Annotated in this window: 24 protein-coding genes; 11 read left to right on the forward strand and 13 right to left on the reverse strand. The window is 72.2% G+C overall.

Going from position 1 to position 25,810, the window contains the following annotated elements; translation table 11 throughout:
- Nucleotides 1–10: 10 nt before the first annotated feature.
- On the reverse strand, nucleotides 11–1,573 hold the full coding sequence (locus ACIP79_RS36675) for an acyl-CoA synthetase (protein ID WP_401230771.1): 1,563 nt from the start codon (nucleotides 1,571–1,573) through the stop codon (nucleotides 11–13).
- Nucleotides 1,570–2,697 carry an NAD(P)H-dependent flavin oxidoreductase gene (locus tag ACIP79_RS36680; RefSeq protein ID WP_401230773.1) on the reverse strand — a complete coding sequence of 376 codons (1,128 nt, stop codon included), beginning with the start codon at nucleotides 2,695–2,697 and terminating at the stop codon, nucleotides 1,570–1,572. The genes ACIP79_RS36675 and ACIP79_RS36680 overlap by 4 nt, the downstream gene beginning before the upstream one ends.
- Nucleotides 2,698–2,867: 170 nt before the next feature.
- On the opposite strand from ACIP79_RS36680, the gene ACIP79_RS36685 reads away from it, so the two are divergent.
- The gene (locus ACIP79_RS36685; protein ID WP_401230776.1) at nucleotides 2,868–4,685 is read left to right on the forward strand and encodes a serine hydrolase; all 1,818 of its coding nucleotides are present in this window, start codon (nucleotides 2,868–2,870) and stop codon (nucleotides 4,683–4,685) included.
- Nucleotides 4,686–4,694: 9 nt separating this feature from the next.
- Here the strand turns inward: ACIP79_RS36685 and ACIP79_RS36690 are convergent, their stop codons facing one another.
- From ACIP79_RS36690 to ACIP79_RS36715, 6 genes are all read right to left on the reverse strand, one after another.
- Nucleotides 4,695–6,272, reverse strand: coding sequence for a phytoene desaturase family protein (locus ACIP79_RS36690; RefSeq protein ID WP_401230778.1), 1,578 nt, complete (start codon nucleotides 6,270–6,272; stop codon nucleotides 4,695–4,697).
- 89 nt (nucleotides 6,273–6,361) lie between these two features.
- Nucleotides 6,362–8,641, reverse strand: coding sequence for a tetratricopeptide repeat protein (locus tag ACIP79_RS36695; protein ID WP_401230781.1), 2,280 nt, complete (start codon nucleotides 8,639–8,641; stop codon nucleotides 6,362–6,364).
- 63 nt (nucleotides 8,642–8,704) lie between these two features.
- Nucleotides 8,705–9,487, reverse strand: coding sequence for an oxygenase MpaB family protein (locus ACIP79_RS36700; RefSeq protein ID WP_401230856.1), 783 nt, complete (start codon nucleotides 9,485–9,487; stop codon nucleotides 8,705–8,707).
- An 84-nt stretch (nucleotides 9,488–9,571) separates the two neighbouring features.
- Nucleotides 9,572–10,750, reverse strand: coding sequence for an acyl-CoA dehydrogenase family protein (locus ACIP79_RS36705; protein WP_401230783.1), 1,179 nt, complete (start codon nucleotides 10,748–10,750; stop codon nucleotides 9,572–9,574).
- Between the two features lie 177 nt (nucleotides 10,751–10,927).
- Nucleotides 10,928–11,302, reverse strand: a complete 375-nt coding sequence (locus ACIP79_RS36710) for a ferredoxin (RefSeq protein ID WP_401230785.1) — start codon at nucleotides 11,300–11,302, stop codon at nucleotides 10,928–10,930.
- A gap of 57 nt (nucleotides 11,303–11,359) precedes the next feature.
- The gene (locus ACIP79_RS36715) at nucleotides 11,360–11,752 is read right to left on the reverse strand and encodes a nuclear transport factor 2 family protein (protein ID WP_401230788.1); all 393 of its coding nucleotides are present in this window, start codon (nucleotides 11,750–11,752) and stop codon (nucleotides 11,360–11,362) included.
- A 96-nt stretch (nucleotides 11,753–11,848) separates the two neighbouring features.
- Between ACIP79_RS36715 and ACIP79_RS36720 the strand changes: the two genes are divergently transcribed.
- Together ACIP79_RS36720 and ACIP79_RS36725 are read left to right on the forward strand one after the other, a co-directional pair.
- Complete coding sequence (locus ACIP79_RS36720) at nucleotides 11,849–12,436, forward strand: PadR family transcriptional regulator (protein WP_401230790.1); 588 nt, start codon at nucleotides 11,849–11,851, stop codon at nucleotides 12,434–12,436.
- A gap of 175 nt (nucleotides 12,437–12,611) precedes the next feature.
- Nucleotides 12,612–13,307, forward strand: a complete 696-nt coding sequence (locus ACIP79_RS36725) for a type 1 glutamine amidotransferase domain-containing protein (RefSeq protein WP_401230792.1) — start codon at nucleotides 12,612–12,614, stop codon at nucleotides 13,305–13,307.
- A gap of 373 nt (nucleotides 13,308–13,680) precedes the next feature.
- On the opposite strand, the gene ACIP79_RS36730 is transcribed toward ACIP79_RS36725, so the two are convergent.
- The 5 genes from ACIP79_RS36730 to ACIP79_RS36750 form a co-directional block, all read right to left on the reverse strand.
- Nucleotides 13,681–14,571, reverse strand: a complete 891-nt coding sequence (locus tag ACIP79_RS36730) for an NAD(P)-dependent oxidoreductase (RefSeq protein ID WP_401230794.1) — start codon at nucleotides 14,569–14,571, stop codon at nucleotides 13,681–13,683.
- An 81-nt stretch (nucleotides 14,572–14,652) separates the two neighbouring features.
- Nucleotides 14,653–15,075, reverse strand: a complete 423-nt coding sequence (locus ACIP79_RS36735; protein WP_401230797.1) for a PPOX class F420-dependent oxidoreductase — start codon at nucleotides 15,073–15,075, stop codon at nucleotides 14,653–14,655.
- Between the two features lie 159 nt (nucleotides 15,076–15,234).
- The gene (locus ACIP79_RS36740; protein WP_401230799.1) at nucleotides 15,235–15,759 is read right to left on the reverse strand and encodes a hypothetical protein; all 525 of its coding nucleotides are present in this window, start codon (nucleotides 15,757–15,759) and stop codon (nucleotides 15,235–15,237) included.
- Nucleotides 15,756–17,321: a sensor histidine kinase gene (locus ACIP79_RS36745; RefSeq protein ID WP_401230859.1), complete on the reverse strand. Its 1,566-nt coding sequence runs from the start codon at nucleotides 17,319–17,321 to the stop codon at nucleotides 15,756–15,758. The genes ACIP79_RS36740 and ACIP79_RS36745 overlap by 4 nt, the downstream gene beginning before the upstream one ends.
- 55 nt (nucleotides 17,322–17,376) lie before the next feature.
- Complete coding sequence (locus ACIP79_RS36750) at nucleotides 17,377–18,075, reverse strand: response regulator (RefSeq protein ID WP_401230802.1); 699 nt, start codon at nucleotides 18,073–18,075, stop codon at nucleotides 17,377–17,379.
- A gap of 161 nt (nucleotides 18,076–18,236) precedes the next feature.
- Here ACIP79_RS36750 and ACIP79_RS36755 point away from each other — a divergent pair, with 161 nt between their 5' ends.
- From ACIP79_RS36755 to ACIP79_RS36790, 8 genes are all read left to right on the forward strand, one after another.
- Nucleotides 18,237–19,136: a DUF3152 domain-containing protein gene (locus ACIP79_RS36755; RefSeq protein ID WP_401230804.1), complete on the forward strand. Its 900-nt coding sequence runs from the start codon at nucleotides 18,237–18,239 to the stop codon at nucleotides 19,134–19,136.
- A gap of 115 nt (nucleotides 19,137–19,251) precedes the next feature.
- Entirely contained in the window at nucleotides 19,252–19,746 is a 495-nt protein-coding gene (locus ACIP79_RS36760) for a DUF5709 domain-containing protein (RefSeq protein WP_401230806.1), read from the forward strand.
- Between the two features lie 140 nt (nucleotides 19,747–19,886).
- Nucleotides 19,887–20,447, forward strand: coding sequence for a 2Fe-2S iron-sulfur cluster-binding protein (locus ACIP79_RS36765; RefSeq protein ID WP_401230809.1), 561 nt, complete (start codon nucleotides 19,887–19,889; stop codon nucleotides 20,445–20,447).
- Nucleotides 20,444–21,433, forward strand: coding sequence for an FAD binding domain-containing protein (locus tag ACIP79_RS36770; RefSeq protein ID WP_401230810.1), 990 nt, complete (start codon nucleotides 20,444–20,446; stop codon nucleotides 21,431–21,433). The genes ACIP79_RS36765 and ACIP79_RS36770 overlap by 4 nt, the downstream gene beginning before the upstream one ends.
- A 47-nt stretch (nucleotides 21,434–21,480) precedes the next feature.
- A complete protein-coding gene (locus tag ACIP79_RS36775) occupies nucleotides 21,481–23,583 on the forward strand; it encodes a xanthine dehydrogenase family protein molybdopterin-binding subunit (protein ID WP_401230812.1) in 2,103 nt (700 codons plus the stop codon).
- A gap of 130 nt (nucleotides 23,584–23,713) precedes the next feature.
- Nucleotides 23,714–24,706, forward strand: a complete 993-nt coding sequence (dhaK, locus tag ACIP79_RS36780) for a dihydroxyacetone kinase subunit DhaK (RefSeq protein WP_387177223.1) — start codon at nucleotides 23,714–23,716, stop codon at nucleotides 24,704–24,706.
- A gap of 43 nt (nucleotides 24,707–24,749) precedes the next feature.
- A complete protein-coding gene (gene dhaL, locus ACIP79_RS36785; RefSeq protein WP_401230815.1) occupies nucleotides 24,750–25,349 on the forward strand; it encodes a dihydroxyacetone kinase subunit DhaL in 600 nt (199 codons plus the stop codon).
- Between the two features lie 7 nt (nucleotides 25,350–25,356).
- Entirely contained in the window at nucleotides 25,357–25,797 is a 441-nt protein-coding gene (locus tag ACIP79_RS36790; RefSeq protein WP_383688097.1) for a PTS-dependent dihydroxyacetone kinase phosphotransferase subunit DhaM, read from the forward strand.
- The last annotated feature ends 13 nt before the right edge of the window (nucleotides 25,798–25,810 follow it).

The following is a 25,810-nucleotide window of genomic DNA, read 5'->3' on the forward strand; positions in this document are numbered from 1 at the left end:
CCGCCCAGAGTCACACCACCCGCTCGCGGTCCTCCCAGTACGGATCGCGCAGCCGCCGCTTGTAGAGCTTGCCGTTCGGGTCGCGGGGCATCGACTCGATGAAGTCGACGCTCTTGGGGCGCTTGTAGCCCGCGAGTTGACGCTCGCAGTGGTCGAGGATGGCCGTGGCGAGGGCGGCGTCCGGTTCGTGTCCGGGGGCGGGTTCCACCACCGCCTTGACCTGCTCGCCCCAGTCGTCGTGCGGGATGCCGAAGGCGGCCGCGTCCGCGACGGCGGGGTGGGTGAGCAGGGCGGCCTCGATCTCGGCCGGGTAGATGTTGACGCCGCCCGAGATAATCATGTCGATCTTGCGGTCGCGCAGGAAGAGGTAGCCGTCCTCGTCGAGGAGACCGAGGTCGCCGACGGTGAAGAAGTCGCCGATGCGGTTCTTCCTCGTCTTGGTCTCGTCCTTGTGGTACGAGAATCCGCCGGTGCTCATCTTCATGTAGACGGTGCCGAGTTCACCGGGCGGCAGCCTGTTGCCGTCGTCGTCGAAGACGGCGAGTTCGCTGATCGGCCAGGCCCTGCCGACGGTGCCCGGCTTCTTCAGCCAGTCCTCGGCGGTCGCGAAGGCTCCGCCGCCCTCGCTGGCCGCGTAGTACTCCTCGACGCTGTCGCCCCACCACTCGATCATCGCGCGCTTCACGTGGTCCGGGCACGGAGCCGCCCCGTGGATGGCGTGCCGCATGGCGGAGACGTCGTAGCGGGACCGCACCTCCTCGGGGAGTGCCAGCAGCCGGTGGAACTGGGTCGGCACCATATGGGTGTGCGTGCACGCGTGGGTGTCCATGACCCGGAGCATCTCCTCGGGCGTCCACTTGTCCATCAGCACCAGACGGTGGCCGATGTGCAGGGAAGCGCCCGCGAACTGGAGGACGGCGGTGTGGTACAGCGGTGAGCAGACGAGGTGCACGTTCTCGTCGAACGGCTTGATGCCGAAGATGCCGAGGAAACCGCCGAGATACGTCTCCTCGGGGAGCTTGCCGGGCAGTGGGCGCCGGATGCCGCGTGGGCGGCCCGTGGTGCCCGAGGTGTAGTTCATGACCCAGCCGAGGGTGCGGCCCTCGGGCACCGACTCGGCCTGTCCGTCCAGGAGTTCGGCGTACGGCCTGAAGCCCTCGGCCGGTCCGACGGCGTAGCGGTGGGTGGCCGGGAGCCCGGCCTCGTCGGCGGCCTGGCGTGCCGGGTCCGCGAACCGTTCATGCGCGATGAGCACCTTGGCGCCCGAGTCCCCGACGATCCAGGCGATCTCGGGGCCGACCAGGTGGTGGTTGACGGGGACGAGATAGAAGCCGGCCTGTGAGGCGGCGAGGAAGGCGACGAAGAACTCGACGCCGTTGGGCAGGACGACCGCGAAGGCGTCCCCGCGCGTGAGGCCCGCGGCACGCAGTCCGTGGACCAGTTGGTTGGCCGAGGCGTGCAGCCGGCCGGCGCTCCACTCCTCTCCTTCCGGCGTGATGAGGACCGTGCGGCCGGGGTCCGCCGCGGCCTGGGCCCAGAAGCCGTTCGGCGGTGTGCTCGCAACCGTGCTCATGACTGGTCGCTCCTTCCCGCGATGCGGTTGATCCGGTCGACGGCGTGCTCGAAGCCCCGGGTCAGGTCGTCGAAGACCTCCTGGACGCCGCGTTCACTGTTCATCCGGCCGACGATCTGGCCCACCGGGGTGCCGAGCAGTGGTTCGACCTCGTGCTTCTGGATCCGGGAGAGCGCCTCGGCCACCAGCAGTCCCTGCAACGGCATGGGCAGCGTGCCCGGCCCGTCCGGGTCGTCCCAGGCGTCGGTCCACTCGGTGCGCAGTTGCCGTGCCGGTTTGCCGGTCAGCGCGCGCGAGCGGACGGTGTCGCCGGATCCCGCGGCGAGCAGCTTCCGCGTGACGGCGCGCGAGTGCATCTCGGCCTCGGTCACGGTCAGCCATACGGAGCCGAGCCACACGCCCTGGGCGCCGAGGCTGAGCGCGGCGGCCACCTGCCGTCCGCTGCCGATGCCGCCCGCCGCGAGGACGGGCAACGGGTCCACGGCGTCGACGACTTCGGGCGTGAGCACCATCGTGGCGATCTCCCCGGTGTGGCCGCCGGCCTCGTAGCCCTGCGCGACGACGATGTCGATACCGGCCTCGGCGTGCTTGCGCGCGTGCCGGGCGCTGCCCGCGAGGGCGGCGACGAGCACCCCGCGGTCGTGGGCGCGCTCGACGACGTCGAGGGGCGGCGACCCCAGCGCGTTGGCCAGCAGTTTGATCGGGTAGTCGAAGGCGACGTCGAGCTGGTCGCGGGCGACCTGCTCCATCCAGCCCGTGATCCGCCAGCCGGACGCCTCGCCCTCGTCGAGGTCGGCGACGCCGTACTTCGCCAAGGTGTCCCGCACGAACCGCCGGTGCCCCTCGGGGATCATCGCCTCGATGTCGGCCTCGGTCAGGGCCCGGCCTCCGGTGGCCTCGACCTTCTTGGCCGGCATGACGACGTCCAGGCCGTAGGGCATGCCGTCGACGTTCGCCTCGATCCAGTCGAGGTCTCGTTTCAGGTCCTCGGGGGCGGTGTAGCGGACCGCGCCGAGCACGCCGAATCCGCCCGCCCTGCTGATGGCCGCGGCGACGGCGGGGAACGGCGTGAAGCCGAAGACGGCGTGCTCGACTCCGAGTCTGTTGCTCAGCTCCGTCTGCATGGCCGCAGGATGCCGCAGTCCTCCGGACGAGGGAAGACCTTTTCTGATGCTCCGTCAGATTCATCGGAGCCGCCTGCCATGGTTGACACATCAGCGGCCTGACAGGAAAGTTTCACCCGCACGGCGAACCCGGAAAGATACTTTCAGGCGACGCGGCGGGAGACTCCTCGATGACCGAACCGACCACCCCTTCGACGACCGACTCGACAGTGGACGGCACAGGTGGCGCGCTGAGCCGTCGTCAACTGGGCAGACGAGCGCTGGCCTTGGGCGGCGCCCTGGCCATCGCCCCCTTTCCCGCGGGGCCCGCGGCGGCCGCAGCGCCCGACGGCGGCGGGCGGCCCACCCTGCGGCACGGATCGGCCGAACGGGCCGGTCTGCTGCCGGACCACCTACGGCAACTCGTCTCCGACGCCGAGGCGTTCCTCGGCCCCTCCCCCGCACACCCCTGGTACGCGGGCGCCGTGCTCCTCGCCGGGCGCGGTGGCACCGTGGCGCTGCACCGGCCTATCGGCATGGCGGTGCGCTACGCGGCGTACGACGAGAAGACCGACACCGGCGTCGAGTTCCCCGCCGCTCAGCAGATCGCGGCGGCCGAGGACACCGTCTACGACCTGGCCTCCGTCTCGAAACTGTTCACGTCGATCCTCGCGGTCCAGCAGATCGAGCGCGGTGCCCTGGCTCTGGAGCAGGCGGTCGCCTCGTACCTCCCGGAGTTCGCGGGCGGCGGCAAACAGGACATCACGGTCCGCCAACTCCTCACCCACACCTCGGGTTTCCGCGCCTGGATCCCGCTCTACAGCGCGCCCACCCACGAGGGGAAGCTCCAACTCATCTGGAACGAGGCCCCGCTCAACCCGCCGGGCACCAGATACCTCTACTCGGACCTGAACCTGATCTCGCTCCAGCTCGTCCTGGAGAAGATCACCGGCCGCACCCTGGACGCCCTCCTCCGCGAGGAGATCACCGGCCCGCTCGGCATGCACCGCACCCGCTACAACCCGCCCGCCTCCTGGAAGCCGAGGATCGCCGCCACCGAGGACGCCCGGCTGCCCTGGTCAGGGCTGAACCGGGGCCTGGTGTGGGGCGAGGTGCACGACGAGAACGCCTACTCGCTGGGCGGCGTGGCGGGCCACGCGGGCGTCTTCTCCTGCGCCTGGGACCTGGCGATCCTGGGCCGTACGCTGCTCAACGGCGGTGCGTACGGCAAAGCGCGCGTCCTGGAACCGGAGACGGTGGACCTGATGTTCACCGACTTCAACACCGCCTTCCCCGGCGACGAGCACGGTCTCGGATTCGAGCTCCACCAGCACTGGTACATGGGCGCGATGGCCACCCCGCGCACCGCGGGCCACACCGGCTTCACCGGTACCTCGCTCGTCCTCGACCCGACGACCGACTCCTTCCTGATCGTCCTCGGCAACTCCGTGCACCCCTACCGAGGTTGGCGGTCCGGTTCCGCTCCCCGGGTCGCCGCGGCGAACAGCCTGGCGCGCGCCGTGCCGGTACGTCCCGCACGAGGCCGCACCTCCTGGTTCTCCGGCATGGCGAGCACGACCACGGCCACGCTGGCGCTGCCCGCGCTCGACACCGGCACCGGTCCGGCGCGCCTTCGCTGCGCCCTGTGGTGGGACACCGAGCCCCTGTCCGACCTCCTCTTCCTGGAGGCCTCCACCGACGGCGGCGTGACCTGGCAGCGGCTTCCCTTCACGACCACGGGCCCGCACGGCGAGGAACCGGTGGAGCACCCCACCGGTACGGCCACCGGCTGGTCGGGCCGGGTCTGGCACCGGCTCACCGCCGACCTGCCCCCGGCCCGGCAGCTCACCGCCCGCTGGCGCTACACGACCGACCGGCTGTACGTCGGTCGCGGCGTGTACGTCGACGCACTCCGCGCCGAGACCGCCGGCCGCGTCCTCTTCGACGAGGCACGGCCGGCGGACGCCGCACGGATCGAGGCGGTGGGCTGGGTGGAGTCCGCCGACTGAGGTCGTCGCCTACCGCCGGCGAGGGCCCGCGGGGTTCCCCTCCTCCAGCACGGCCATCGCCGCGTTGTGTCCGGGCACCCCGCTCACCCCGCCGCCGCGCACCGCACCCGCGCCGCACAGCAGGACGTTCGGATGGCGGGTCTCCACACCCCAACGGCCCGTGCCCTCCTGCGCGTACGGGAACGCGAGATCCCGGTGGAAGATGTTGCCGCCGGGCAGCCGCAGGTCACGTTCCAGGTCGAGCGGGGTCTTCGCCTCGATGCAGGGCCGGCCGTCGGCGTCGGTGGCCAGGCAGCTCACGAGCGGCTCGGCGAGGTGGGCGTCGAGCTGCGCCACCGTCGACCTGAGCAGTTCGTCGCGCACGGCGTCGTTGTCCCGCTCGAAGAGCCGGGCCGGTGTGTGGAGCCCGAAGAGCGTGAGGGTCTGGTAGCCCTGCTCGGCCAGGTCGCGCCCGAGAATGCTCGGGTCGGTGAGCGAGTGGCAGTAGATCTCGGAGGGCGGCGCGGTGGGCAGCTCACCGGACGCGGCCTGCGCGTGGGCGGTGGCCAACTGCTCGTATCCCTCGGCGATGTGGAAGGTTCCGGAGAACGCCTCGCGCGGGTCGACGGAGGTGTCGCGAAGCCTCGGCAGCCGCTTCAGGAGCATGTTCACCTTGAGCTGGGCGCCCTCCGCGGGGGCGGGCGCCTCGTCGCCGGTGAGGCGCGCGAGCTCCTGCGGCGAGGCGTTCACCAGGACGTGCCGGGTCGCCACGACGCCCTCGCCGTCCGCGCCGCGGTAGGTGACCTCGGCGGCCCGTCCGTCCGTCTCGATCCGCACCGCCTCGTGGCCGGTGGCGATCACCACCCCCGCGTTGCGCGCCGCCGTGGCGATCGCGTCCGTCAGCGCGCCCATGCCGCCGACCGGCACGTCCCAGGCACCGGTGCCGCCGCCGATCACGTGGTAGAGGAAGCAGCGGTTCTGGCGCAGCGAGGGGTCGTGGGCGTCCGCGAAGGTCCCGATGAGGGCGTCGGTGAGGACGACACCGCGAACCAGGTCGTCCGCGAAGTACTCCTCGACCGCGGCGCCGACCGGCTCCTCGAAGAGGACCCGCCACGCCTCCTCGTCGTCGATCCGCCCGCGCAGTTCCTCGCGGGTGGGCAGCGGCTCCGTCAGCGTCGGGAACACCCGCTGCGCGACCCGGCCCGTCATGCCGTAGAACCGCCGCCACGCCGCGTACTCGCTGTCCGATCCGGTGAGCCGCGCGAAGGCCTCGCGGGTGCGCCGTTCGCCGCCGCCGACGAGCAGCCCGGTCGGCTTCCCGTCCCGCTCCACGGGGGTGTACGAGGAGACGTTGCGCCCACGCACCCTGAAGTCCAGGCCGAGATCCCGCACGATCTTCCGGGGCAGCAGGCTGACCAGGTACGAGTAGCGCGAGAGTCGGGCGTCGACCCCGGCGAACGGCCGCGTGGACACCGCGGCGCCGCCCGTGGTGCGCAGCCGCTCCAGCACCAGCACCGACCGCCCCGCGCGGGCCAGGTAGGCGGCGGCGACGAGTCCGTTGTGGCCCCCGCCGACGATCACGGCGTCGTATCCCTCGTGTGCAGGCATGCTTCTTGGTAGCACGCGATGATCTACGACGGCCAGGGGTACGCGGCAGGCGGCGGGCGCCCGTTTGGGCGCGTGGGCGTGCCGGCCGGTCAGTGTCCTCCGGACGCCCGCTGCTGGCGCAGCGCCGCCACCCTCCGGTACAGCTCCACCGCCTCCTGGCCGTGCCCCAGCTGTTCCAGGCAGTGGGCCTCGTCGTTGCGGCTGGCGAGGGCGTCGGGATGGTCGGCGCCCAGGACGCGTTCGCGGGCGGAGGCGACGGCGCGGTACTCGGTGAGGGCGTCGGCCCAGCGGCCGAGCCAGCCGAGGCCGACGGCGACCTCACGGCGGCTCACCAGGGTGTCGGGGTGGTCGGCGCCCAGCACGCGTTCCCGGATGGCGCACACGTCACGCGACTCCGCGAGGGCCTCCTCCCAGCGGCCCATGCGGCCCAGGTTGACGCCGAGGCCGTGCCGGGCGCGCAGGGTCTCGGGGTGCGCGGGACCGTGCACGCGGACCCGGTCCTCGATCAGGTCGCGGTACAGGTCCAGGGCCTGCGCGCTGCGGCCGAGGCGGCCCAGGCTGATGCCGACCTCGTAGCGGGCGGCGAGGGTGTCCGGGTGATCGGGCCCCAGCGCCTGCGCCCGCGCCTCGGCCACCTCCCGGTAGGTGTGCAGCGCTTCGGGCCACCTGCCCAACTGGCCGAGCGCGTAGGCGACCTCGTACCGGGTGACGAGCGTGTCGGGGTGCGTCGCGCCCAGCACCCGGGCGCGGACGGAGGCCACGTCGCTCGCCATGCGGTACGAGTCCTCCAGGCGGCCGAGTCTGCTGAGGTTGAAGGCGAGGTTGTGGCGGCAGCGCAGGGTGTCGGGGTGCTCGGGGCCCATCGCGTGCTCCCGGGCGGCGAGCACGGACGTGTACGCCTGGTGGGCCTCGAAATGGCGGCCGAGCTGCCCGAGGACGTACGCCATCTCCTGGCGCGCGGCGAGCGTGTCGGCGTGCTCGGGGCCGAGCACCCGTTCCCTGGTCCGGGCCACGTGCGCGTACTCGCGCAGCGCTTCGGCGGGGCGCCCGGTACGGCTGAGGGTGAAGCCGACCTCGTAGCGGCTGGCGAGCGTGTCGGGGTGGTCGGGCCCCAGGACGTGTTCCCGCTCGGCGGCGACCGCGCGGTGCACCTCGCCCGCCTCGGTCCACCGGCCGAGCCGCCCGAGGCTCAGTCCCGCGCTGTGCCGTCCGGCCAGCGCGGTGACCACCGCCGGTGCGGGGGTGGGGCGTTCGACGCGGTCGGGCACCCGCGCCAACGCCGTCGACGGACGCGCGATCCACTCTCCGGTGAGGCCCGCGGAGGCGTCCGGCGGTGTGACGCGCAGCCCGGCGCCGGTCGCCTTGTGGCCCGTGGTCATCCCGCGGGTCCAGGAGGGCAGCCGGGGCTCGCGGGACGGCGGCTGTCCCGGACGCGACTGGACCGAGGGGGCCAACGGGCCCTGACCCGAGCCCGGTTGGACGAGGGCGGGCGTCACGACGGTCGGTACGTACATCGGCGTCGTACGGCCCGCGCTGATCCGGCGGCCCAGGTCGCGGGCGTCCTGCGGGCGCCCCTCGGGGTCCTTGACCAGCAGGTCCAGGATGATCTTCTCGAAGTACTCGGGGAGTTCGGCCCGGTGGCGGCGCGGCGGTTCCGGAGGGGTGTCCCGGTGGCCCACGAGGACCGCCCACGCGTCGTCGAGGTCGAACGGCGGCGCCCCGGTGGCGATCTCGTACAGCACGCACCCGAAGGAGTACAGGTCGCTGCGCTGGTCGACATGGGTGCCGCTGATCTGCTCCGGCGACATGTAGTGCGGGGTGCCCATCGCGATTCCGGTGCCGGTCAGCCGTGAGGTGAACCCGATGTCGTGAGCGAGTCGCGCTATGCCGAAGTCGCAGATCTTCACCGTGCCGTCGGAGAGCCGCATGATGTTCGCGGGCTTCAGGTCGCGGTGCACGATGCCCTGTTGATGGGTGTAGGCGAGCGCCGAGGCCACCTGGTCGGCGACATCGACGACGTCGGCGACGGGCAGCGGGTGCTGTTTGTTGTCCTCCAGGAGCTGGCTGAGGTTCCGCCCCTCCAGCAGTTCCATCACCAGGTACAGCACCCCGTCGGACTCGCCGAAGTCGTGGACGACGGTCACCCCGCGGTGCTGGAGGGCGGCGGCCACCCGGGCCTCACGCCGGAACCGCTCCCGCAGGACCCGGGTGAAGGACTGATCGTGGTGCGGGCCCAGCGGCTTGAGGCACTTGACGGCCACCTGCCGGCCCAGCGACTCGTCCCGCGCCCGCCACACCTCGCCCATACCGCCGCGCCCGATGAGATCGAGCAGTCGGTACCGGCCCTGGATCAGCCTCGTCTCCGCCATCTCCCGCGACCGCCCCCGTCGATGCTCACCCCGCGCCCTCCCCGGCCCGTCCAGTATGGCGAGTTATCTGTCGACTTTGTACGGCGCCGGGCGCGAGCCGGGGCCGAGTCGTGACATGGCGCGCAGAATGTGTTTGGGCGGAAGTTGCCAGCGCAGACGTGCGGGAACACAGCGCAGCGTGGTGCCGGTGACACGCAGACGCCGGGTCACCGCGGCGGGCGACGGAGCCGGTCTGCCGTACAACTCGTGGGCGTACGGCGGCAGGGCGGCGTACGCGAGTCCCGCCACGCGCCGCCACAGCACAGCGCGCGCCGGCAGAAGCAACGGGTGTGTCGGGGGGCGCCTCAGGAAGTCGTCCACTTCACGCGCCTCCGGTCCGGCCGCCAGTTCGGGCAGCACCTTCTCGAAGTAGCGGGCCAGTTGGGCCCGGTCGGCGGGTACGTCCTCGGGGTCGAGGCCCACCAGCCGTGCGCTGACCCGCTGTTCGCCGACGTAGCGGTCGGCCTGCGCGTCGGTGAGGGGGAACCCGGAGTGCCACAGGACGTGCAGATAGGAGTCGATCTCCGCGCAGTGCACCCACAGCAGCAGCTCCGGGTCGTCGATCCGGTAGCGCTCCCCCGTCTCCGGGTCCGCCGCGGTGAGCATCGTGTGAATCCTCCGTACGCGCGCCCCTGCCTTCTCCGCGGCCTCGGCGGTCCCGTACGTGGTCGTCCCCACGAAGTTCGCGATGCTTCTGAGGCGGCCCCACGCGTCGCGGCGGAAGTCGGAGTTCTGCATGACGCCGCGCACCGCGCGGGGGTGCAGGGCCTGGAGGTAGAGCGCGCGGATTCCGGCGACCCACATCATCGGGTCGCCGTGCAGCTGCCAGGTCACCGAACCGGGGGTGAAGAGTCCCGGGTCGCCCGGCTGGGAAACGTCCACTCCAGCAGGCTAACGCCGCACTCGCGGCATCCCCAGTCCGATCCACGAGATGATCTCGCGCTGGATCTCGTTGTTGCCCCCGCCGAAGGTGAAGATCACCGCCGACCGGTAGCCGCGTTCCAGTTCGCCGTGCAGGACCGCGCCCGCCGAGCCCTCCCTGAGGGACGCCGGAACGGCGACGACCTCCATCAGCCAGGCGTAGGCGTCCCGGCGGGCCTCGGAGCCGTACACCTTGACGGCGGAGGCGTCCTGCGGGGTGAGGGTGCCCTGCTGGACGGCGTTCACCATCTGCCAGTTGAGGAGTTTCATGGCGTCGAGCCTGGTGTGGGTCTGGGCGAGGCGGCGCCGCACCCACGGCAGGTCGATGACGCGGCGCCCGTCGGCGAGCTTGGTCTCCATCGCCCAGTGCTGCACGTCGTGCAGGGCGCGGATGGCCATGGTGCCGTGCGCGGCGAGGGTCACGCGCTCGTGGTTGAGCTGGTTGGTGATCAGCCGCCAGCCCTTGTTCTCCTCGCCGACGCGCCGGGAGAGGGGGACGCGGATGTTCTCGTAGTAGCTCGCGGTGGTGTCGTGCGAGGCGAGGGTGTTGATGAGGGTGCAGGAGTAGCCGGGGTCCGAGGTCGGGACCAGGAGCATCGTGATGCCCTTGTGCGGCGGGGCGGCGGGGTCGGTACGGACGGCGAGCCAGACCCAGTCGGCGGTGTCGCCGTTCGTCGTCCAGATCTTCTGGCCGTTGACGACGTAGTCGTCGCCGTCCCTGACGGCCTTGGTCTTCAGGGCGGCCAGGTCCGTGCCGGCGTCCGGTTCGCTGTAGCCGATCGCGAAGTCGATCTCACCGGACAGGATCCGGGGCAGGAAGTACCGCTTCTGCTCCTCGGTGCCGAACCGCATGATCGTCGGACCGACCGTGTTCAGCGCCATCAGGGGCAGGGGTACGACCGCCTGGGCCGCCTCGTCGAAGAAGATGAACTGTTCCATCGGGCTCAGGCCGCGCCCGCCGTACTCCTTGGGCCAGCCCACTCCCAGCCAGCCGTCCGAGCCCAGGCGGCGGATGGTTTCACGGTAGAAGCGCTTCTGCGCGGCCGGTTCGGCGTACCGGGCGTAGGAGTGGTCGGGCACCAACTCGGCGAAGTAGCCGCGCAGTTCGGTGCGCAACCGCTGCTGCTCTGGCGTGTATTCGAGATGCACGGCGCCTCCTGGCTCCCACTGACTGAGCTGGTTCTCCCGGGCTTGACGGCGCACACGGTAGAACGCGTTGCAGAAATTGGGAATGCCGGTGACGGCCTCACCCGAGCCGGGCTCCGGTCCGCCGCGGAGCCACAGGAACGGCGCGCAGCCCCAGGAACGGCAGGGACCGGGCGGTGCTCAGCTCAGCGTGGCGATGAACTCCACGCACACCTGGGCGCATTCACGGCTGGCCTTCGCCGCGTCCTGCGCCCCGCCGTACTCGTCGAAGACCTGTGCGCTCTGGAGGCAGATCGCCCGGCACCACTCCAACTGCGCGCGGATTCCCGCCTCGTCCTGATGGACCTGCTCGGACAGCGCCCGGCAGGTCGCGTCACACACCTCCGCGCACAGAATGCCTTCACGTCGCATGAGTTGCTGTTCCTTCGGCCCGTCCGGGTTCATGGAACTCGCACGCAGCGCACAGGTCCTGGCACATTCGCTACAGGCCTGGGCGCAGGCGAAGCGGTCCTCCAGAAACCGGAAGAGCTCCTCTTGGGATGCCGTTGTCGTCACAACACCCGGGTTGCCGATGGGGATCGAGCCAAACCCCGCGGGGCCGAGAGGCCGTGGTTACGCGCCCGCCGCCTCCCGCGTGATCCGCTCGAACTGCGCCCCCATCGCCTCGGCGAGCGCATGGGCGGCCGACAGCGGACGGACCATGACCGTCAACTCGTCGATCCTGCCGTCGTGGTCGAGGTGCAGGAAGTCGCAGCCCTCGATCTCCTTGCCGCCCACCGTCGCCTTGAAGACCAGCGCGTGGTCACGGCCGCCCGCGTCGGCGATCTCGCGGACGTAGCGGAAGTCGGTGAACACGCGGGTGACGCCGCGCAGGATGGCCGCGGTGATCGCCTTGCCCGGGTAGGGCTTGAAGACGACGGGGCTGGTGAAGACCACGTCCTCGGCCAGCAGGTCCTCGATCGCGGCGAGGTCGCCCGCCTCCACGGCCTTGCGGAAGGAATGCATCACGCCCGCCTTTCGTACTCGACTGGTCATACTCAACTAATTGATTAGGTGCCGAACAGATTAGTCGCGGCGGTGAGTGACGTCTAGCCTGGAGCCATGGCACTGCGCAACGCGGTTCTGGCCGCGCTTCTGGAGGGCGAGGCGTCCGGGTACGACCTGGCCAAGGGATTCGACGGGTCGGTGGCCAACTTCTGGATGGCGACCCCGCAGCAGCTCTACCGCGAACTCGACCGCATGGAGTCGGAAGGACTCATCGAGGCCCGGCTCGTCCGGCAGGAGCGCCGGCCGAACAAGCGGGTCTTCTCCCTCACCGACGCCGGCCTCGGCGCCCTGCGCGACTTCACCGCCGAGCTCCCCAGGCCCACGGCCATCCGTGACGAGCTGCTGGTCAAGGTCCAGGCCGTCGACGCCGGGGACGAGCAGGCCGTACGGGCGGCCGTCGCGGAGCGCCTGGAGTGGGCGCGCGCCAAGCTGGCCCGCTACGAGCGGATGCGCGACCGCCTGCTCGACGGCCGCGACGAGGAGGAGTTCCTCATGAAGAGCGAGCGCGTCGGCCCGTATCTCACACTGATGCGGGGACGCGCCTTCGAGGAGGAGAACATCCGGTGGGCCGAACGCGCCCTGCGGGTTCTGGAGCGCCGGGCCGCCGTGCGGCAGCAGGCCGGGCCATTGGATGTCCTATGACCGCCACCGGGTTGCCTATTGGTCCGCCGGCCGCGGGCGGCATAGCGTCGAGGACATCGCCGCCCTGACGAGGTGAACACGGACGAGGTGAACACGGAGTGTCAGGGCATGCGAGGGAGCAGACCCATTCGCCGCCCGTGCCCGTCAGGGCCCGCACCCCCCGGAGAAATGCACCATGTCGAAGATCCTTTTCGTACTGACCGGCGTCGACCACTGGACGCTCGCGGACGGCACCCAGCATCCGACGGGCTTCTGGGCGGACGAGGCCGTCGCGCCGTACGAGGCGTTCAGGGCCGCGGGCCACGAGATCGTCGTCGCCACACCGCGCGGTGTCGTGCCGACGGTGGACCAGGGGAGCCTCGCGCCCGAGGTCAACGGCGGGCAGGAGGGCGCCGACAGGGTGGCGGCGGCCCTCGCGTCGTTCGACGAGCTCCGCAAGCCCGTGAAGCTGGAGGACGTGGACCTGGACGGCTACGCCGCGGTCTTCTACCCGGGCGGTCACGGGCCGATGGAGGACCTCGCGGTCGACGAGGAGTCCGGCCGGCTGCTCACCCGCGCGCTGGAGTCGGGCAAGCCGCTCGGCGTGGTGTGCCACGGCCCGGCGGCTCTGCTCGCCGCCGCGGGGCCGGACGGCGCCAACCCGTTCGCGGGCTACCGGATCACCGGCTTCACCAACGTCGAGGAGTCCCAGGCCGGCTTCGCCGACAAGGCCGAGTGGCTGCTCCAGGACCGTCTCGTCGAGGCCGGCACCGACTTCCAGGAGGGCGCGCCCTGGGCCCCGCACGTCGTCGTCGACCGCAATCTGGTCACCGGCCAGAACCCGGCCTCCGCCGCCCCGCTCGCCGACGAACTCCTCAAGAAGCTGGTCTGAGGGAGCCGGAGACGTCGCCTTCGCCGTCGCCCGGACGTACGGGGTGTCGGGTGACGTCTGTGACGCGGGCGCCGATGGCCTGATCGGACCGGTCCTCCGGACTCCCCCGGAGTGGGCAACCCAGCGGGCGGCGGGCCCGCTGGGGCGTAGCCCGCCGGGGCAGGCGGCCCGCCTGCCTCACCCTGGGGACCGGCCTGGAGCCGGGACCACGACGGCGGACGCAGACGCAGACCGGCCCCGGCGGTCGCCCGACACCGACCCGACGCGTTCAACGCCCGCCCGCCGACGCGCTCCTGACGGGTCCGCCGGGCCCGACAAGCCGATCTCCCTTCGGCGGGCGGGAGTTGCGGAACTCCGACAACCGGGCGGCCCGTCAGCCCGCGCTCTCCTCGTCGAAACTGGCGAAGTAGGCGGCCGCCATGTCCTCGTCCGCGTGCCCCTGCGCCTCGGCGCGGGCGAGGCGTTCGGCTCCGGCGGCCGCCATGTCGAGGCGGATGCCGTTCCGCTCGCCGGCCTCGACGATGAGCCGGGCATCCTTGGCGGCGGTGGACACGGAGAATGCGGCCGGGGTCAGCTTGTCCTCCAGGATCAGCCCGGCCTTCGCCCGCAGGTAGCCCATGTCGAGGGGACCGCCGGCGATGGCGTCGAAGAAGCTCTGCGGATCGACGCCGAGGGCCTTGGCCAGGGCCAGCATCTCGCCGGCCGCGTTGTTTGTGGCGAGGACCCAGCTGTTGGCGACGAGCTTGAGCCGGGTCGCGCTGCCCTCCGCGCCGTCCTCGCCGGTCCACACGGTACGGGCGCCGACCGCGTCGAAGACGGGCTTCACGGCGTCCCGGCCCTGGCTCGGACCCGCGGCCAGCACCAGCAACTGCCCCGCCTCCGCGGGCTGTCGGGTGCCGAGCACCGGGGCGTCGAACAAGACCAGCCCGTGCTCGCGCGCGAAGTCGGCCAGGTCGCCGACCGCCTCGATCCCGGCGGTCGTCGACTGCACCCAGGCGACACCGGGGCGCAGGGCGGGCGCGGCCTGCCGGATCACGTCCAGCGCGGCCGGGCCGTCGTAGAGCATCGTGAGGACGACGTCGGCGCCCTGGACCGCCTCGGCGGGGCTGTCGGCGACCGTCACGCCGTCCTCGGCCAGCGGCTCGGCCTTGTCCCGGCTGCGGTTCCAGGCGCGGACGCCGTGCCCGGCGCGCGCGAGGTTGCGGGCCATCGCGGCCCCCATGATTCCGGTGCCCAGGACACTCACGGTGAGCTTGTCGGTCATGTCATCAACTTCCCTGTCAATGGGGTGCGTTGGAACTTACTGATCAGCCGGCTGAGCCGGTGGCCAGGGGACGGCCGAGGCCTAGCCCGACGCCTGGCCGCTGTCCCGGAGGCCGCCCCACCCGTGCCAGCGGTCGACCTCGATCCACGCGCTGACGCGATCGCGGTCCCGCTGTGCGTAGGGCTGACCGAGGTACCGCCGTGACAGCCGGTCGATGTCGGCCATCCCCTCGTCGTCGCGCATCTCGACGACGCGACCGATCAGCGTCACGTGGGTGTACCAGTCGCCCTCGTCGAGCACCGTCAGCGTGACGCGCGGGTCGGCGCGCATGTGGTCGAGCCGCTTGCGGCCCTCGTCCATGTTGACCAGCACCCGTCCGTCCTCCCAGAGATACCAGGTGGCCGTGGACACCGGCTGTCCGTCGGACCGCAGGGTGGTGATGACGGCCGGGTTGGGCTTGCCCAGCATGGCGACTGCGGCCTCGGGAAGCGGTGGCTTTGACACGGATCTCCTCTTTCGTCGTCTTCTTCGTCGTCCCGCGCGCGGCCCGCGGCGGTCGCGCACGGTCCCGCGAGGTTGATCCACGGGACACACGCCCACGCTGCCACACACCCGGAGCGGGACTCCGCACCGTCCCGCCGAACGTTCGCGGGTGTTACGCCGTCACCGGGCACCGGGCACGGACGGGCACGCCTCGCTGGAGCCTTCGGTGCGCCAGGCATCGGGGACCGTGACGGTCACTTCCGTCGACGCCTCGCCGGTGCCCGGGGCCGCGTCCGCGGAGCGGCGGGCGTCCACCACCGTGCAGGTCAGCTGGGCGATCGCGAGCTTGCTCAACGGCCCGGTGCCCCAGGGCAGTTCGACGAAGACCCGGGCGCCCTCCGTCCGGACCGTCACCATGCCGACGAGGGGCGGCAGCTCGGTGATCACGCCCTTGCGGCGTTCCTGGTCGTCCGGGCCCTGGAACAGCATCTCCAGCGCCGCCTCGATGCCGCCGGGACCGGAGGCCTGACGGCGGACGGCGAGCGGGACGCCCTCGCTGACGAAGTAGAGGGCCCGGGCCGGCCGGATGCCGGTGGCGGGTTCCCCGGCCTCCACCACCCCGGTCTCGGGGATACCGCAGGAGGAGAGCAACAGCGCGGTCGTGAACAGCAGCGCCGGCCGGCACCACCGACGTACGGACCTCATGACTCCTCCTGCCCCAGGGGGAGCTCGACGATGAAGGCGGCCCCGCCCTCCGCCCGGTTCACCGCCCGGATCGTGCCGCCGTGCAGCTGGACGTTCTCGGCGGTGATCGAGAGCCCGAGCCCGCTGCCCTCTGTTCGGGTCCTGGCGGTGTCCGACTTGTAGAAGCGGTCGAAGACGTGCGGCAGGACATCGGCGGGGATGCCCGGCCCGCTGTCCAGCACCTCGACGACCGCCCGCACCGACACGTCCGCGGACACTGCCCCCCGCACCGACACGTCCGCGGACGCCGCCCCCCGCGCCGGCCCGTCGGCGGACGCTGTCTCCCGCACCGACCCGACCCCGGACGGTATCTCCCCCGCCGACCCGTCCGCGAACGGTATCTCCCGCGCGTACAGGCGCAGTTGTATGGGCCGTTCCCCGTGCCTGAGCGCGTTGCCGACAAGGTTGGCGACCACCACGTCGAGGCGGCGCGGATCGACCCGGGCCCGCAGTTCTCCGGGCGGGGGAAGCCGCGTGTCCACCAGGTCAAGCCAGCCGCGGGCGGCGAGGGTGCGGCGGAGGGACTCGGCGAGGTCGAGGTCGTCGAGCTGGAGTCCGGCCGCTCCCGCGTCGAAGCGGGAGATCTCCATCAGGTCGTCCACCAGGCGGGCCAGCTTGACGGTCTCACCGCTGATGAGCCGTACGGCCGTCGCGGTGTCCGGGGTGAGGCGGGCCGCGTCCTCGTCGAGGATGTCGGTGACCGCCGACATCGCGGCCAGCGGGGTGCGCAGCTCGTGCGACACGTCCGCGACGAAACGGCGGGCGCGGGCTTCCATGCGGCGCAGTTCGGCCACGGACTCCTCCAGCGCGGCGGCGGTCTCGTTGAAGGTGTGCGACAGGTCGGCGAGTTCGTCGGAGCCGTTGACCGCGAGCCGCGTGTCGAGGTGCCCCTCGGCGATGCTGCGGGTGGCCCGGCGCAGCTCCCGTACCGGGCGCAGCACACCGCGGGCGGCCAGCAGGGCGAGCAGGACGGCCAGCCCGAGGGCGGGCACGACGGCTCGCCCGATGGCGGTGACCAGGGCGTCGACGTAACCCTGTTCGCCGGTCTGCGGCACCGTCAGGAAGACCGCGACGCCGGACGCGAGATGTTCCTCGGGGGTCCCGAAGGTGACCGGCAGGCCGACGACGAGCGAGGGGCGGCCGTCCGTCGACACGCGCTGGAAGACGGCGGCCCGCCGCCCCGCCACGGCCGACCGCATGGCGGACGTCAGTTCGGTGAACCCGTCCTGCGGAGTGGAGGTGGCGCGCAGTTCGCCGTAGGTGGCCAGGACGCGCCAGTTCTGCGCCGGCTCGGCGCGGGCCACCTCCGTGGCGACCCACTCCAGATCGGCCCGGGTCGGAGGGTAACTGATGCCCACCGCTATGGCGTTGACGTGATAGCGGAGGCGTTTGATCACGGCGTCCTGGCTCTGCTGGAGCACTCCGGTGCGGGCCTCCCGGAAGGTCAGGGCGCCCGTGGTCAGGGTGGCGACGGCGGCGACGAGCACGAACGCCACGAGGAGCCGGCCGCGCAGGCCGCGCATCGGGAGCCTCACCGGGACACCCGCTCGTCCGAACTTCCTTCCGCCCGGCACCCGTTCACCGGGACCGGAACCGGTAGCCGAAGCCGCGTACGGTCTGGATGTACCGCGGCTGCCCCGCCGGCTCGCCCATCTTGGTGCGCAGCCGCTTGACGCAGGCGTCCACGAGCCGTGAGTCACCGTGGTAGCTGTGCTCCCAGACCGCCTCCAGCAACTGCTGGCGGGTGAACACCTGGCCGGGCGAGGCCGAGAGTGTCAGCAGGAGCCGTAGTTCGGAGGGGGCGAGGGCGACCGGCGCCCCCTGCCGGGTGACGGTCAACCCCGAGCGGTCGATGGCCAGTTCGCCGCGCTCGCCGTGGGTCTCTATCTTCGGTATGCCGCCGGCGGCGGGCGCGGCGCCGACCCGGCGCAGGACAGCGTGGATACGGGCCTCCAGTACGCGTGCCCGCACCGGCTTCACGACGTAGTCGTCGGCGCCGGATTCGAGCCCGACCACGATGTCCGTGTCGTCACCCCGGGCGGTCGCCATGATGATCGGCACCTGGTCCTCGGTACGGATCCGCCGGCACACCTCCAGCCCGCTCATGCCGGGCAGCATCAGATCGAGCACGACGACGTCCGGGCGGAACGACCGCAGCCGGGCCAGCCCCTCCTCGCCGGTCCCGGCGGTGCTGACGTCGTGCCCCTGACGGCGCAGCGCGAGCAGCATGCCCTCCCGCACGGCGCGGTCGTCTTCGATGAGCAGGACACGTGGCATGCGCCCAGTATCCGTACGGATGAGATGACTCGAAGCGGGGAAGAGCCCCGGCCGGGGAACTGTTACGGGACGATCACATAGCCCGGACCACGACCGCCCGTTACCGTTTCGTTATCAGCCGGGCCAGGTCCCATCACATCGCGCGCACAGCCTTGACGGCCATGACCACGACCCACCAGCGTGCGACGCCTTCGACCTCGCGTGCCCACCGCCGTCGCGGAGGCCCCGCGCACCGCGGCAGGAGGGGCCGCGGGAGACGGCCCCTGCTGTGGGGCCTGGCCGCGCTCGCCGTGTTCGCCGCCCTCGCCGCCCTGGCTATGACCCGGACACCGCCCGGCGCCTCCGGAACCGGCGGCGGTCCCACATCGGCGGCCGTACGTCCCTCGCCCCCGCCGCCGTCCCGCTCCCCGGAGCCGAGCGGGACGGCGACCGGCACCGAGGACGGCGGCAGGACGGACGGCGAACCCGGCGCCGCGGGCTCCACGTCCGCCATCCCGGCGTCGGGCCCCGGCACGTTCACCGTCGCCGGCGGTGGGAGCGAGACCGTGGGGCGGGGCGGCCGACTGCTGTGGTACGAGGTCGTCGTCGAGGACGGCATCGAGCAGTCGGCCGCCGATGTCGCCCGTCAGGTCGAGGGCGTACTCGCCGACCGGCGCGGCTGGACGGCCGACGGCGAGTCCGCGTTCCGGCGGGTGTCCGGCGGTACGCCCGACTTCGTCGTACGGCTCGCCACCCCGGCAACCGTGGACGAGATCTGCGGCAGATACGGGCTGGACACCGGTGGCGAGGTCAACTGCAGCGTGGGCAAGGACGTCGTGGTCAACCTGAGGCGCTGGCTGCTGGCGACTCCGGTGTACGCCGAGGACGTGGACGCCTACCGGGCGCTGATCATCAACCACGAGGTCGGCCACTTCCTCGGCCACGGCCACGTGACCTGCCCCGGCCCGGGTGAGCCGGCTCCGGCGATGATGCAGCAGATCAAGGGCATGCACGGCTGCGTCCCCAACGTATGGCCGTACGACACCGAGGGCCGCCTCATCACCGGACCGGCCGCACGCTGAAGGGCGACGGTCACACAGAGTGTTCTTTCGGGTGTCCGGCGTGCCGGATGGTGTGGACGGGGCCAGCCTGGACAGGTGGACGCAAACTCCTGAACCCAGCAGAAAGGTGCGCACCATGGGGAGTCGGAACGAGGACGACGTCATGGGCGACGAGGTCTACCAGCCCGGGGGCCCCGACGACCGGGACGACGAGGGCATCCTCGATTCGGAGGACACCCTCAGCAACCGGGAGAGCGACCCCTACGACGAAGGCTGGTCGCCACCCGAGCGTCCGCTCGGGGTGGACCACCAGGGCACCACCGCGCGTGAGCAGCGCGAGGGCGAGAGCCTGGACGAGCGGCTGGCCGAGGAACGCGCTGATCCCGCGCTGGAGGAACCCAGCCCCGACGACGACGGCCTGGGCGACCTGGAGGACGGGGACGGCGAGGCACTGGACGGCGAGGTGGGCGCGGCCAGGGCGGGCCGGCTCATCGCTCCGGACGAGGGCGCGCACGAGGACGCCGAGAAGGACATGCTCGCCGAGGACGTGGGCATCGACGGCGGCGCGGCCTCGGCGGAGGAGGCGGCCGTCCACCTGATCCCGGACGAGGACGACGACCTGCCGCGGTAGCACTCGTCACCCGTCACCGGTCGCGCAGACCCCTCGCGTTCGGACCGCGCCGCCCCCGTCCCCCCGGCGGTCCGAACGCCCCCACCGGTCCGAACGCCCTCCACCCGGCCCGAACGCCCCCTACGTACGGGAGACCCCCCATGGATCGCGACCCCGCTGAAGACACCTCCACCCCACCAGACCCCCACTCCTCAGTGGTCACACTGCGGGTGAACGGCAGACCGCACACGCTCACCATCGACAACCGCACGGTGCTCCTGGACGTGCTGCGCGAGGAACTCGACCTCGTCGGGTCCAAGAAGGGCTGCGACCACGGCCAGTGCGGCGCCTGCACCGTCCTGGTAGACGGCCGCCGGGCGAATGGCTGTCTGCTGCTCGCCGTCTCCCTCGACGGCAGCGAGATCACCACGGTCGAAGGGCTCGCCGGGGACGGTGACGACCTGCATCCCCTCCAGCGCGCCTTCCTCGACCGCGACGCCTTCCAGTGCGGCTACTGCACCCCCGGACAGATCTGCAGCGCCATCGGCGCGCTCTCGGAGGCCGCCGCCGGCCACCCCTCCCACGTCACCGACCCCGCCACCCCCTCGGGGCAGCCCGTGCCGCTGAACCGGGACGAGATCCGCGAGCGGCTCAGCGGCAACCTCTGCCGCTGCGGCGCGTACCCGCACATCGTCGAAGCCGTCGAGGACGTGATGTCATGAAGTCCTTCGCCTACGTACGCGCGGGCAGCGTCGAGGAGGCGGCCGACGCGTACGCGTCGCGCCCCGGCGCGCGGTACCTCGCCGGGGGCACCAATCTCGTGGACCTGATGAAGCTCGGGGTGGAGCAGCCCGCGACTCTCGTCGACGTCAGCCGGCTCCCCCTGGACACGGTGGAGGAACTGCCCGACGGCAGGCTGCGGATCGGGGCGACCGTCCGCAACAGCGACCTCGCGGCCCACCCGATGGTCCGTGACCGCTATCCGGTGCTCTCGCAGGCGCTGCTGGCGGGCGCCTCCGGACAGTTGCGCAACCTCGCCACCACCGGCGGCAACCTTCTCCAGCGCACCCGCTGTCCCTATTTCCAGGACACCGGCAAGCCGTGCAACAAGCGCGAACCGGGCAGCGGCTGCAGTGCCCTGGACGGCGTCCATCGCGACCACGCGGTCCTCGGCCACTCGTCCCGGTGCATCGCCACCCATCCCTCCGACATGGCCGTCGCGCTGGCGGCTCTCGACGCGCACATCGAGTTGTACGGGCCCGACGGCGAACGCGCCCTGCCCGCAGCCGAGTTCCACCGGCTGCCCGGTGACCATCCGGAGCGCGACACCGAGATCCGCCCCGGCGAACTGATCACCGCGGTCGTTCTTCCCGCCGCCCCGGCCGGGCTGCCGTCTCTCTACCGCAAGGCCCGCGACCGTGCCTCGTACGCCTTCGCCCTCGCCTCCGTCGCGGTGGTGCTGGAGACGGCGGACGGCGTCGTCCGGCACGCCGGGATCGCCTTCGGCGCACTGGCACCGCGACCCTGGCGCGCCCGGATCGCGGAGGAGGCGCTGCTCGGCGCCGCGCCCACGGCCGCCGCGTTCGAGCACGCCGTGGACCTCGAACTCGCCGCCGCACAGCCCCTGCGCGACAACGCCTACAAGGTGCGCCTGGCCCGCAACCTCGCCCTCGACGTCCTCTCGCGGCTCGCACCGGCCACGGCCTGAACCGGTTCCCGACAGGACCTCGACCCCGGCATTTCCAGGAGGACTCCATGGCCGACACCGACAACGCGCTGGGCGCGCCCGCCGAACGCCGGGAGGGCCGTGACAAGGTCACCGGCGTGGCCCGCTACGCCGCCGAACACCCCGCCCCCGGCCGGGCACACGGATGGCCCGTGGCCGCTACGATCGCCGCCGGTTCGGTACGCGCGATCGACACCGCGGCGGCACTGCGGCTCCCCGGCGTCCTCGCCGTGCTCACTCCCGAGGACGCCCCACGGCTCGCCGAGCCCGACGACCCCACGCTCGCCGTCCTGCAGAACTCCCGTGTGCCGCACCGCGGTTGGCCCGTCGCCCTGGTCGTCGCGGAAACGCTGGAAGCGGCCCGGGAGGGCGCCGCCGCGGTCCGGGTCGAGTACGCCGAGCGGAACCACGACGTGACACTCACCGTGGATCATCCCGCGGGCTATGCCCCCGAGGAAGCCAACGGCGGCTATCCGGCGGAGCGGGAACACGGCGATCCGGAGAGCGCGTTCGAGTCCGCGGCCGTCCGCGTCGACACCGACTACCGGGTGCCTCCCCTCCACAACCACCCCATGGAGCCGCATGCGGCCACGGCGCGGTGGACGCAGGACGGCAGGCTCGTCGTGCAGGATTCGAGTCAGGGGGCCACGACCGTACGCACCGTGCTGGCCGCGTTGTTCGAGGTCGCCGAGGACCGGGTCACCGTCATGTCCGAACACGTCGGCGGCGGCTTCGGGTCCAAGGGGACACCGCGACCCCAGGTGGTGCTGGCCGCGATGGCGGCGCGACGGACTGGCCGCCCCGTCACCGTGGTCCTGCCCCGCCGCTTCCTGCCCGGCGTCGTCGGCCATCGCGCACCCACCCTGCAACGGATCCGCCTCGGCGCCACCGAAAGCGGCCACCTCACCTCGCTGCGGCACGAGGTCACCACCCACACCTCCCGCATCAAGGAGTTCGTGGAGCAGGCCGCCACACCCGCCCGCGTCATGTACGCGGCACCGCACAGCCGCACCAGCCACCGCGTGGTGCCGCTGGACGTGCCCAGCCCGTCCTGGATGCGCGCGCCGGGTGAGGCACCGGGTATGTACGCCCTGGAATCGGCCATGGACGAACTCGCCTCCGCCCTCGGTATGGACCCCGTCGAGCTGCGCGTCGCCAACGAGCCGGAGACCGAACCCGACAGTGGCAAACCGTTCAGCAGCCGGCACCTGGTCGAGTGCCTGCGCGAGGGCGCCCGGCTCTTCGACTGGTCGCACCGCGATCCCCGTCCGCGATCCCGCTCCGAGGGCCCCCTGCTGGTGGGGTCGGGGGTCGCCGCCGCCACCTACCCGGTGCTGGTCTCGCCCTCCACCGCGGGTGTCCAGGCGTTGCCGGACGGGAGCTTCACGGTGCGCGTCAACGCGACCGACATCGGCACCGGCGCCCGTACCGTCCTCGCGCAGGTCGCCGCCGACGCCCTCGGCGTCCCGCTGGACCGGGTCCGTACCGAGGTCGGAAGCAGCGATCTCCCCTCCGCTCCGCTGGCCGGCGGCTCCTCCGGCACCGCCTCCTGGGGCTGGGCGGTGCACGAGGCGTGCACGAGGCTGCGCCGCTCGCTGGCGGACCACGCGGGGCCGCTGCCCGCCGAGGGCCTCACCTCGACCGCCGACACGGAAGGGACCGCGGACGCCGAAAGCGCGTACTCACGGCACGCCTTCGGCGCCCACTTCGCGGAAGTCACCGTCGACACGGTCACGGGTGAGGTCCGGGTACGCCGCCTGCTGGGCGTGTACGCCGCCGGGCACATCCTCAACGCCCGTACCGCCCGCTCGCAGTTCATCGGCGGCATGACCATGGGCCTGGGCATGGCCCTGACGGAGGGCAGCACCATGGACCCCGCGTTCGGCGACTTCACCGAAGCGGACCTGGCCGCCTACCACGTGCCCGCGCACGCCGACGTACCCGCGGTCGAGGCCCACTGGATCGACGAGGACGACCCCCATCTCAACCCGATGGGCAGCAAGGGCATCGGCGAGATCGGCATCGTCGGCACGGCGGCGGCCATCGGCAACGCCGTACACCACGCCACCGGTGTCCGGTTCCGCGAGCTGCCCCTGACCCCGGACCGGGTGCTGTCCGGCCTGACGGACTGAACCCGGGGTTCCGCCCGGCGCGGACCCTCGGGTGTCGCCACGGGTGACCGGCACCCCCCGAGCGCCGATACTGCCAACCAGTAGGGATATTGGTCAGCGGTTAGGCTGAAGATCTCACCTGGAGGTACCCATGAAGATGCTCATCAACGTGGCGGAGACCGTGGTCGCGGACGCCCTGCGGGGTATGGCGGCGGCCCATCCGGAGCTGACGGTCGACGTGGAGAACCGGGTGATCGTACGGCGGGACGCTCCGGTGGCCGGCCGGGTGGGCCTCGTCTCCGGCGGCGGATCGGGGCACGAGCCGCTGCACGGCGGTTTCGTGGGACCCGGCATGCTCTCGGCGGCCTGTCCCGGCGAGGTCTTCACGTCACCGGTGCCGGACCAGATGCTGCGGGCCGCGGCCGCCGTGGACAGCGGCGCCGGCGTGCTGTTCGTCGTGAAGAACTACACGGGTGACGTGCTCAACTTCGACATGGCGGCCGAACTCGCCGAGGAGGAGGGCATCCGGATCGCCAAAGTCCTCGTCAACGACGACGTCGCCGTGACCGACAGCCTCTACACGGCGGGGCGGCGCGGCACGGGCGCGACGCTGTACGTGGAGAAGATCGCGGGCGCCGCCGCCGAGGAGGGCGCGCCCCTGGAGCGGGTCGAGGCGCTGGCCCGCCAGGTCAACGAGAACTCGCGCAGCTTCGGCGTCGCCCTCAGCGCCTGCACCACCCCCGCCAAGGGCAGCCCCACCTTCGACCTGCCGCCCGGGGAGCTGGAGCTGGGCGTCGGTATCCACGGCGAGCCGGGCCGGGAGCGCCGCGCGATGATGACCTCGCGGGAGATCGCCGACTTCTCGGTGGACGCGATCCTCGAGGACCTCGATCCGCGCAACCCGGTGCTGGTCCTGGTCAACGGCATGGGCGCCACCCCGCTCCTGGAGCTGTACGGCTTCAACGCGGAGGTGCAGCGGGTGCTGACCGAGCGCGGGGTCGTCGTGGCGCACACCCTCGTCGGCAACTACGTCACCTCGCTCGACATGGCGGGTGCCTCGGTGACGCTGTGCCAGGTCGACGAGGAGCTGCTGCGGCTGTGGAACGCGCCGGTGAAGACCCCGGGCCTGCGCTGGGGTGTCTGACACCGCCGGCCTGCTCAACGTCCGTACCACGCAAGGAGATTCCGTGCTCGACGCCGATTTCTTCCGCCGTTGGATGACGGCCACCGCCGCGTCCGTGGACCGCGAGGCGGAACGGCTCACCGCCCTGGACTCGCCGATCGGCGACGCCGACCACGGCAGCAATCTGAAACGCGGGTTCACCGCCGTGGTGGCCACGCTGGAGAAGGAGGCCCCGGACACGCCCGGCGCTGTCCTCACGGTCACCGGACGGCAGCTGATCTCGACGGTCGGCGGCGCGTCCGGACCGCTGTACGGCACCCTGCTGCGCCGTACCGGCAAGGCGCTCGGGGATGCGGCCGAGGTCACCGAGGAGCAGTTCGCCGACGCGCTGCGCACGGGTGTGGACGCCGTGATGACGCTGGGCGGAGCCGCGCCCGGCGACAAGACGATGATCGACGCGCTGGTGCCCGCCGTCGACGCGCTCCCCGGCTCCTTCGCCGCGGCGAAGGCCGCCGCCGAGGAGGGCGCCGCCGCGACGACCCCGTTGCAGGCCCGCAAGGGCCGCGCGAGCTATCTGGGCGAGCGCAGCATCGGGCACCAGGATCCCGGTGCCACCTCCGCCGCGCTGCTGATCGCCGCACTCGTGGAGGCGGCGGGTGAGTGACTCACTGGTGGACGCGAACGCCTCCACCTACGCGCAGGACGGCACGGCCGGGCTGGTCGGCATCGTGCTGGTGTCCCACAGCGCGGCCGTGGCCGCCTCGGTCGCCGAGCTGGCGACGGGTCTGGCGGGCGGCGGTACGACGGCTCCCGTCGCTCCGGCGGGGGGCACGGCGGACGGCGGGCTGGGCACCAGCTCCGAGCTGATCTCCGCCGCGGCCGCCGCCGTGGACCGGGGCGCCGGCGTCGCCGTCCTCACCGATCTCGGCAGCGCGGTCCTCACCGTGAAGGCGCTGCTCGCGGAGGGCGACGAACTCCCGGCGGACACGCTCCTGCTGGACGCCCCCTTCGTCGAGGGCGCGGTGGCCGCCGTGGTCACGGCCTCGGCGGGCGCGGATCTCGACGCGGTACGGGCGGCCGCGGCGGAGGCGTACTCGTACCGGAAGGAATGACGGCGGTCCCTCC

This window comes from Streptomyces sp. NPDC088747, assembly GCF_044751025.1.
Lineage (GTDB): Bacteria > Actinomycetota > Actinomycetes > Streptomycetales > Streptomycetaceae > Streptomyces.

Bases quoted from the DNA above. Each gene is read 5' to 3' on its own strand.
- ACIP79_RS36685 (WP_401230776.1), top strand. From the start codon at position 2,868: ATGACCGAACCGACCACCCCTTCGACGACCGACTCGACAGTGGACGGC.
- ACIP79_RS36695 (WP_401230781.1), bottom strand. From the start codon at position 8,641: ATGGCGGAGACGAGGCTGATCCAGGGCCGGTACCGACTGCTCGATCTC.
- ACIP79_RS36750 (WP_401230802.1), bottom strand. From the start codon at position 18,075: ATGCCACGTGTCCTGCTCATCGAAGACGACCGCGCCGTGCGGGAGGGC.
- ACIP79_RS36775 (WP_401230812.1), top strand. From the start codon at position 21,481: ATGGCCGACACCGACAACGCGCTGGGCGCGCCCGCCGAACGCCGGGAG.
- ACIP79_RS36755 (WP_401230804.1), top strand. From the start codon at position 18,237: ATGACCACGACCCACCAGCGTGCGACGCCTTCGACCTCGCGTGCCCAC.
- ACIP79_RS36745 (WP_401230859.1), bottom strand. From the start codon at position 17,321: ATGCGCGGCCTGCGCGGCCGGCTCCTCGTGGCGTTCGTGCTCGTCGCC.
- ACIP79_RS36690 (WP_401230778.1), bottom strand. From the start codon at position 6,272: ATGCCTGCACACGAGGGATACGACGCCGTGATCGTCGGCGGGGGCCAC.
- ACIP79_RS36725 (WP_401230792.1), top strand. From the start codon at position 12,612: ATGTCGAAGATCCTTTTCGTACTGACCGGCGTCGACCACTGGACGCTC.
- ACIP79_RS36715 (WP_401230788.1), bottom strand. From the start codon at position 11,752: ATGCATTCCTTCCGCAAGGCCGTGGAGGCGGGCGACCTCGCCGCGATC.
- ACIP79_RS36765 (WP_401230809.1), top strand. From the start codon at position 19,887: ATGGATCGCGACCCCGCTGAAGACACCTCCACCCCACCAGACCCCCAC.
- ACIP79_RS36740 (WP_401230799.1), bottom strand. From the start codon at position 15,759: ATGAGGTCCGTACGTCGGTGGTGCCGGCCGGCGCTGCTGTTCACGACC.
- ACIP79_RS36770 (WP_401230810.1), top strand. From the start codon at position 20,444: ATGAAGTCCTTCGCCTACGTACGCGCGGGCAGCGTCGAGGAGGCGGCC.
- ACIP79_RS36720 (WP_401230790.1), top strand. From the start codon at position 11,849: ATGGCACTGCGCAACGCGGTTCTGGCCGCGCTTCTGGAGGGCGAGGCG.
- ACIP79_RS36675 (WP_401230771.1), bottom strand. From the start codon at position 1,573: ATGAGCACGGTTGCGAGCACACCGCCGAACGGCTTCTGGGCCCAGGCC.
- ACIP79_RS36680 (WP_401230773.1), bottom strand. From the start codon at position 2,697: ATGCAGACGGAGCTGAGCAACAGACTCGGAGTCGAGCACGCCGTCTTC.
- ACIP79_RS36760 (WP_401230806.1), top strand. From the start codon at position 19,252: ATGGGGAGTCGGAACGAGGACGACGTCATGGGCGACGAGGTCTACCAG.
- ACIP79_RS36730 (WP_401230794.1), bottom strand. From the start codon at position 14,571: ATGACCGACAAGCTCACCGTGAGTGTCCTGGGCACCGGAATCATGGGG.
- ACIP79_RS36700 (WP_401230856.1), bottom strand. From the start codon at position 9,487: ATGATGTGGGTCGCCGGAATCCGCGCGCTCTACCTCCAGGCCCTGCAC.
- dhaK (WP_387177223.1), top strand. From the start codon at position 23,714: ATGAAGATGCTCATCAACGTGGCGGAGACCGTGGTCGCGGACGCCCTG.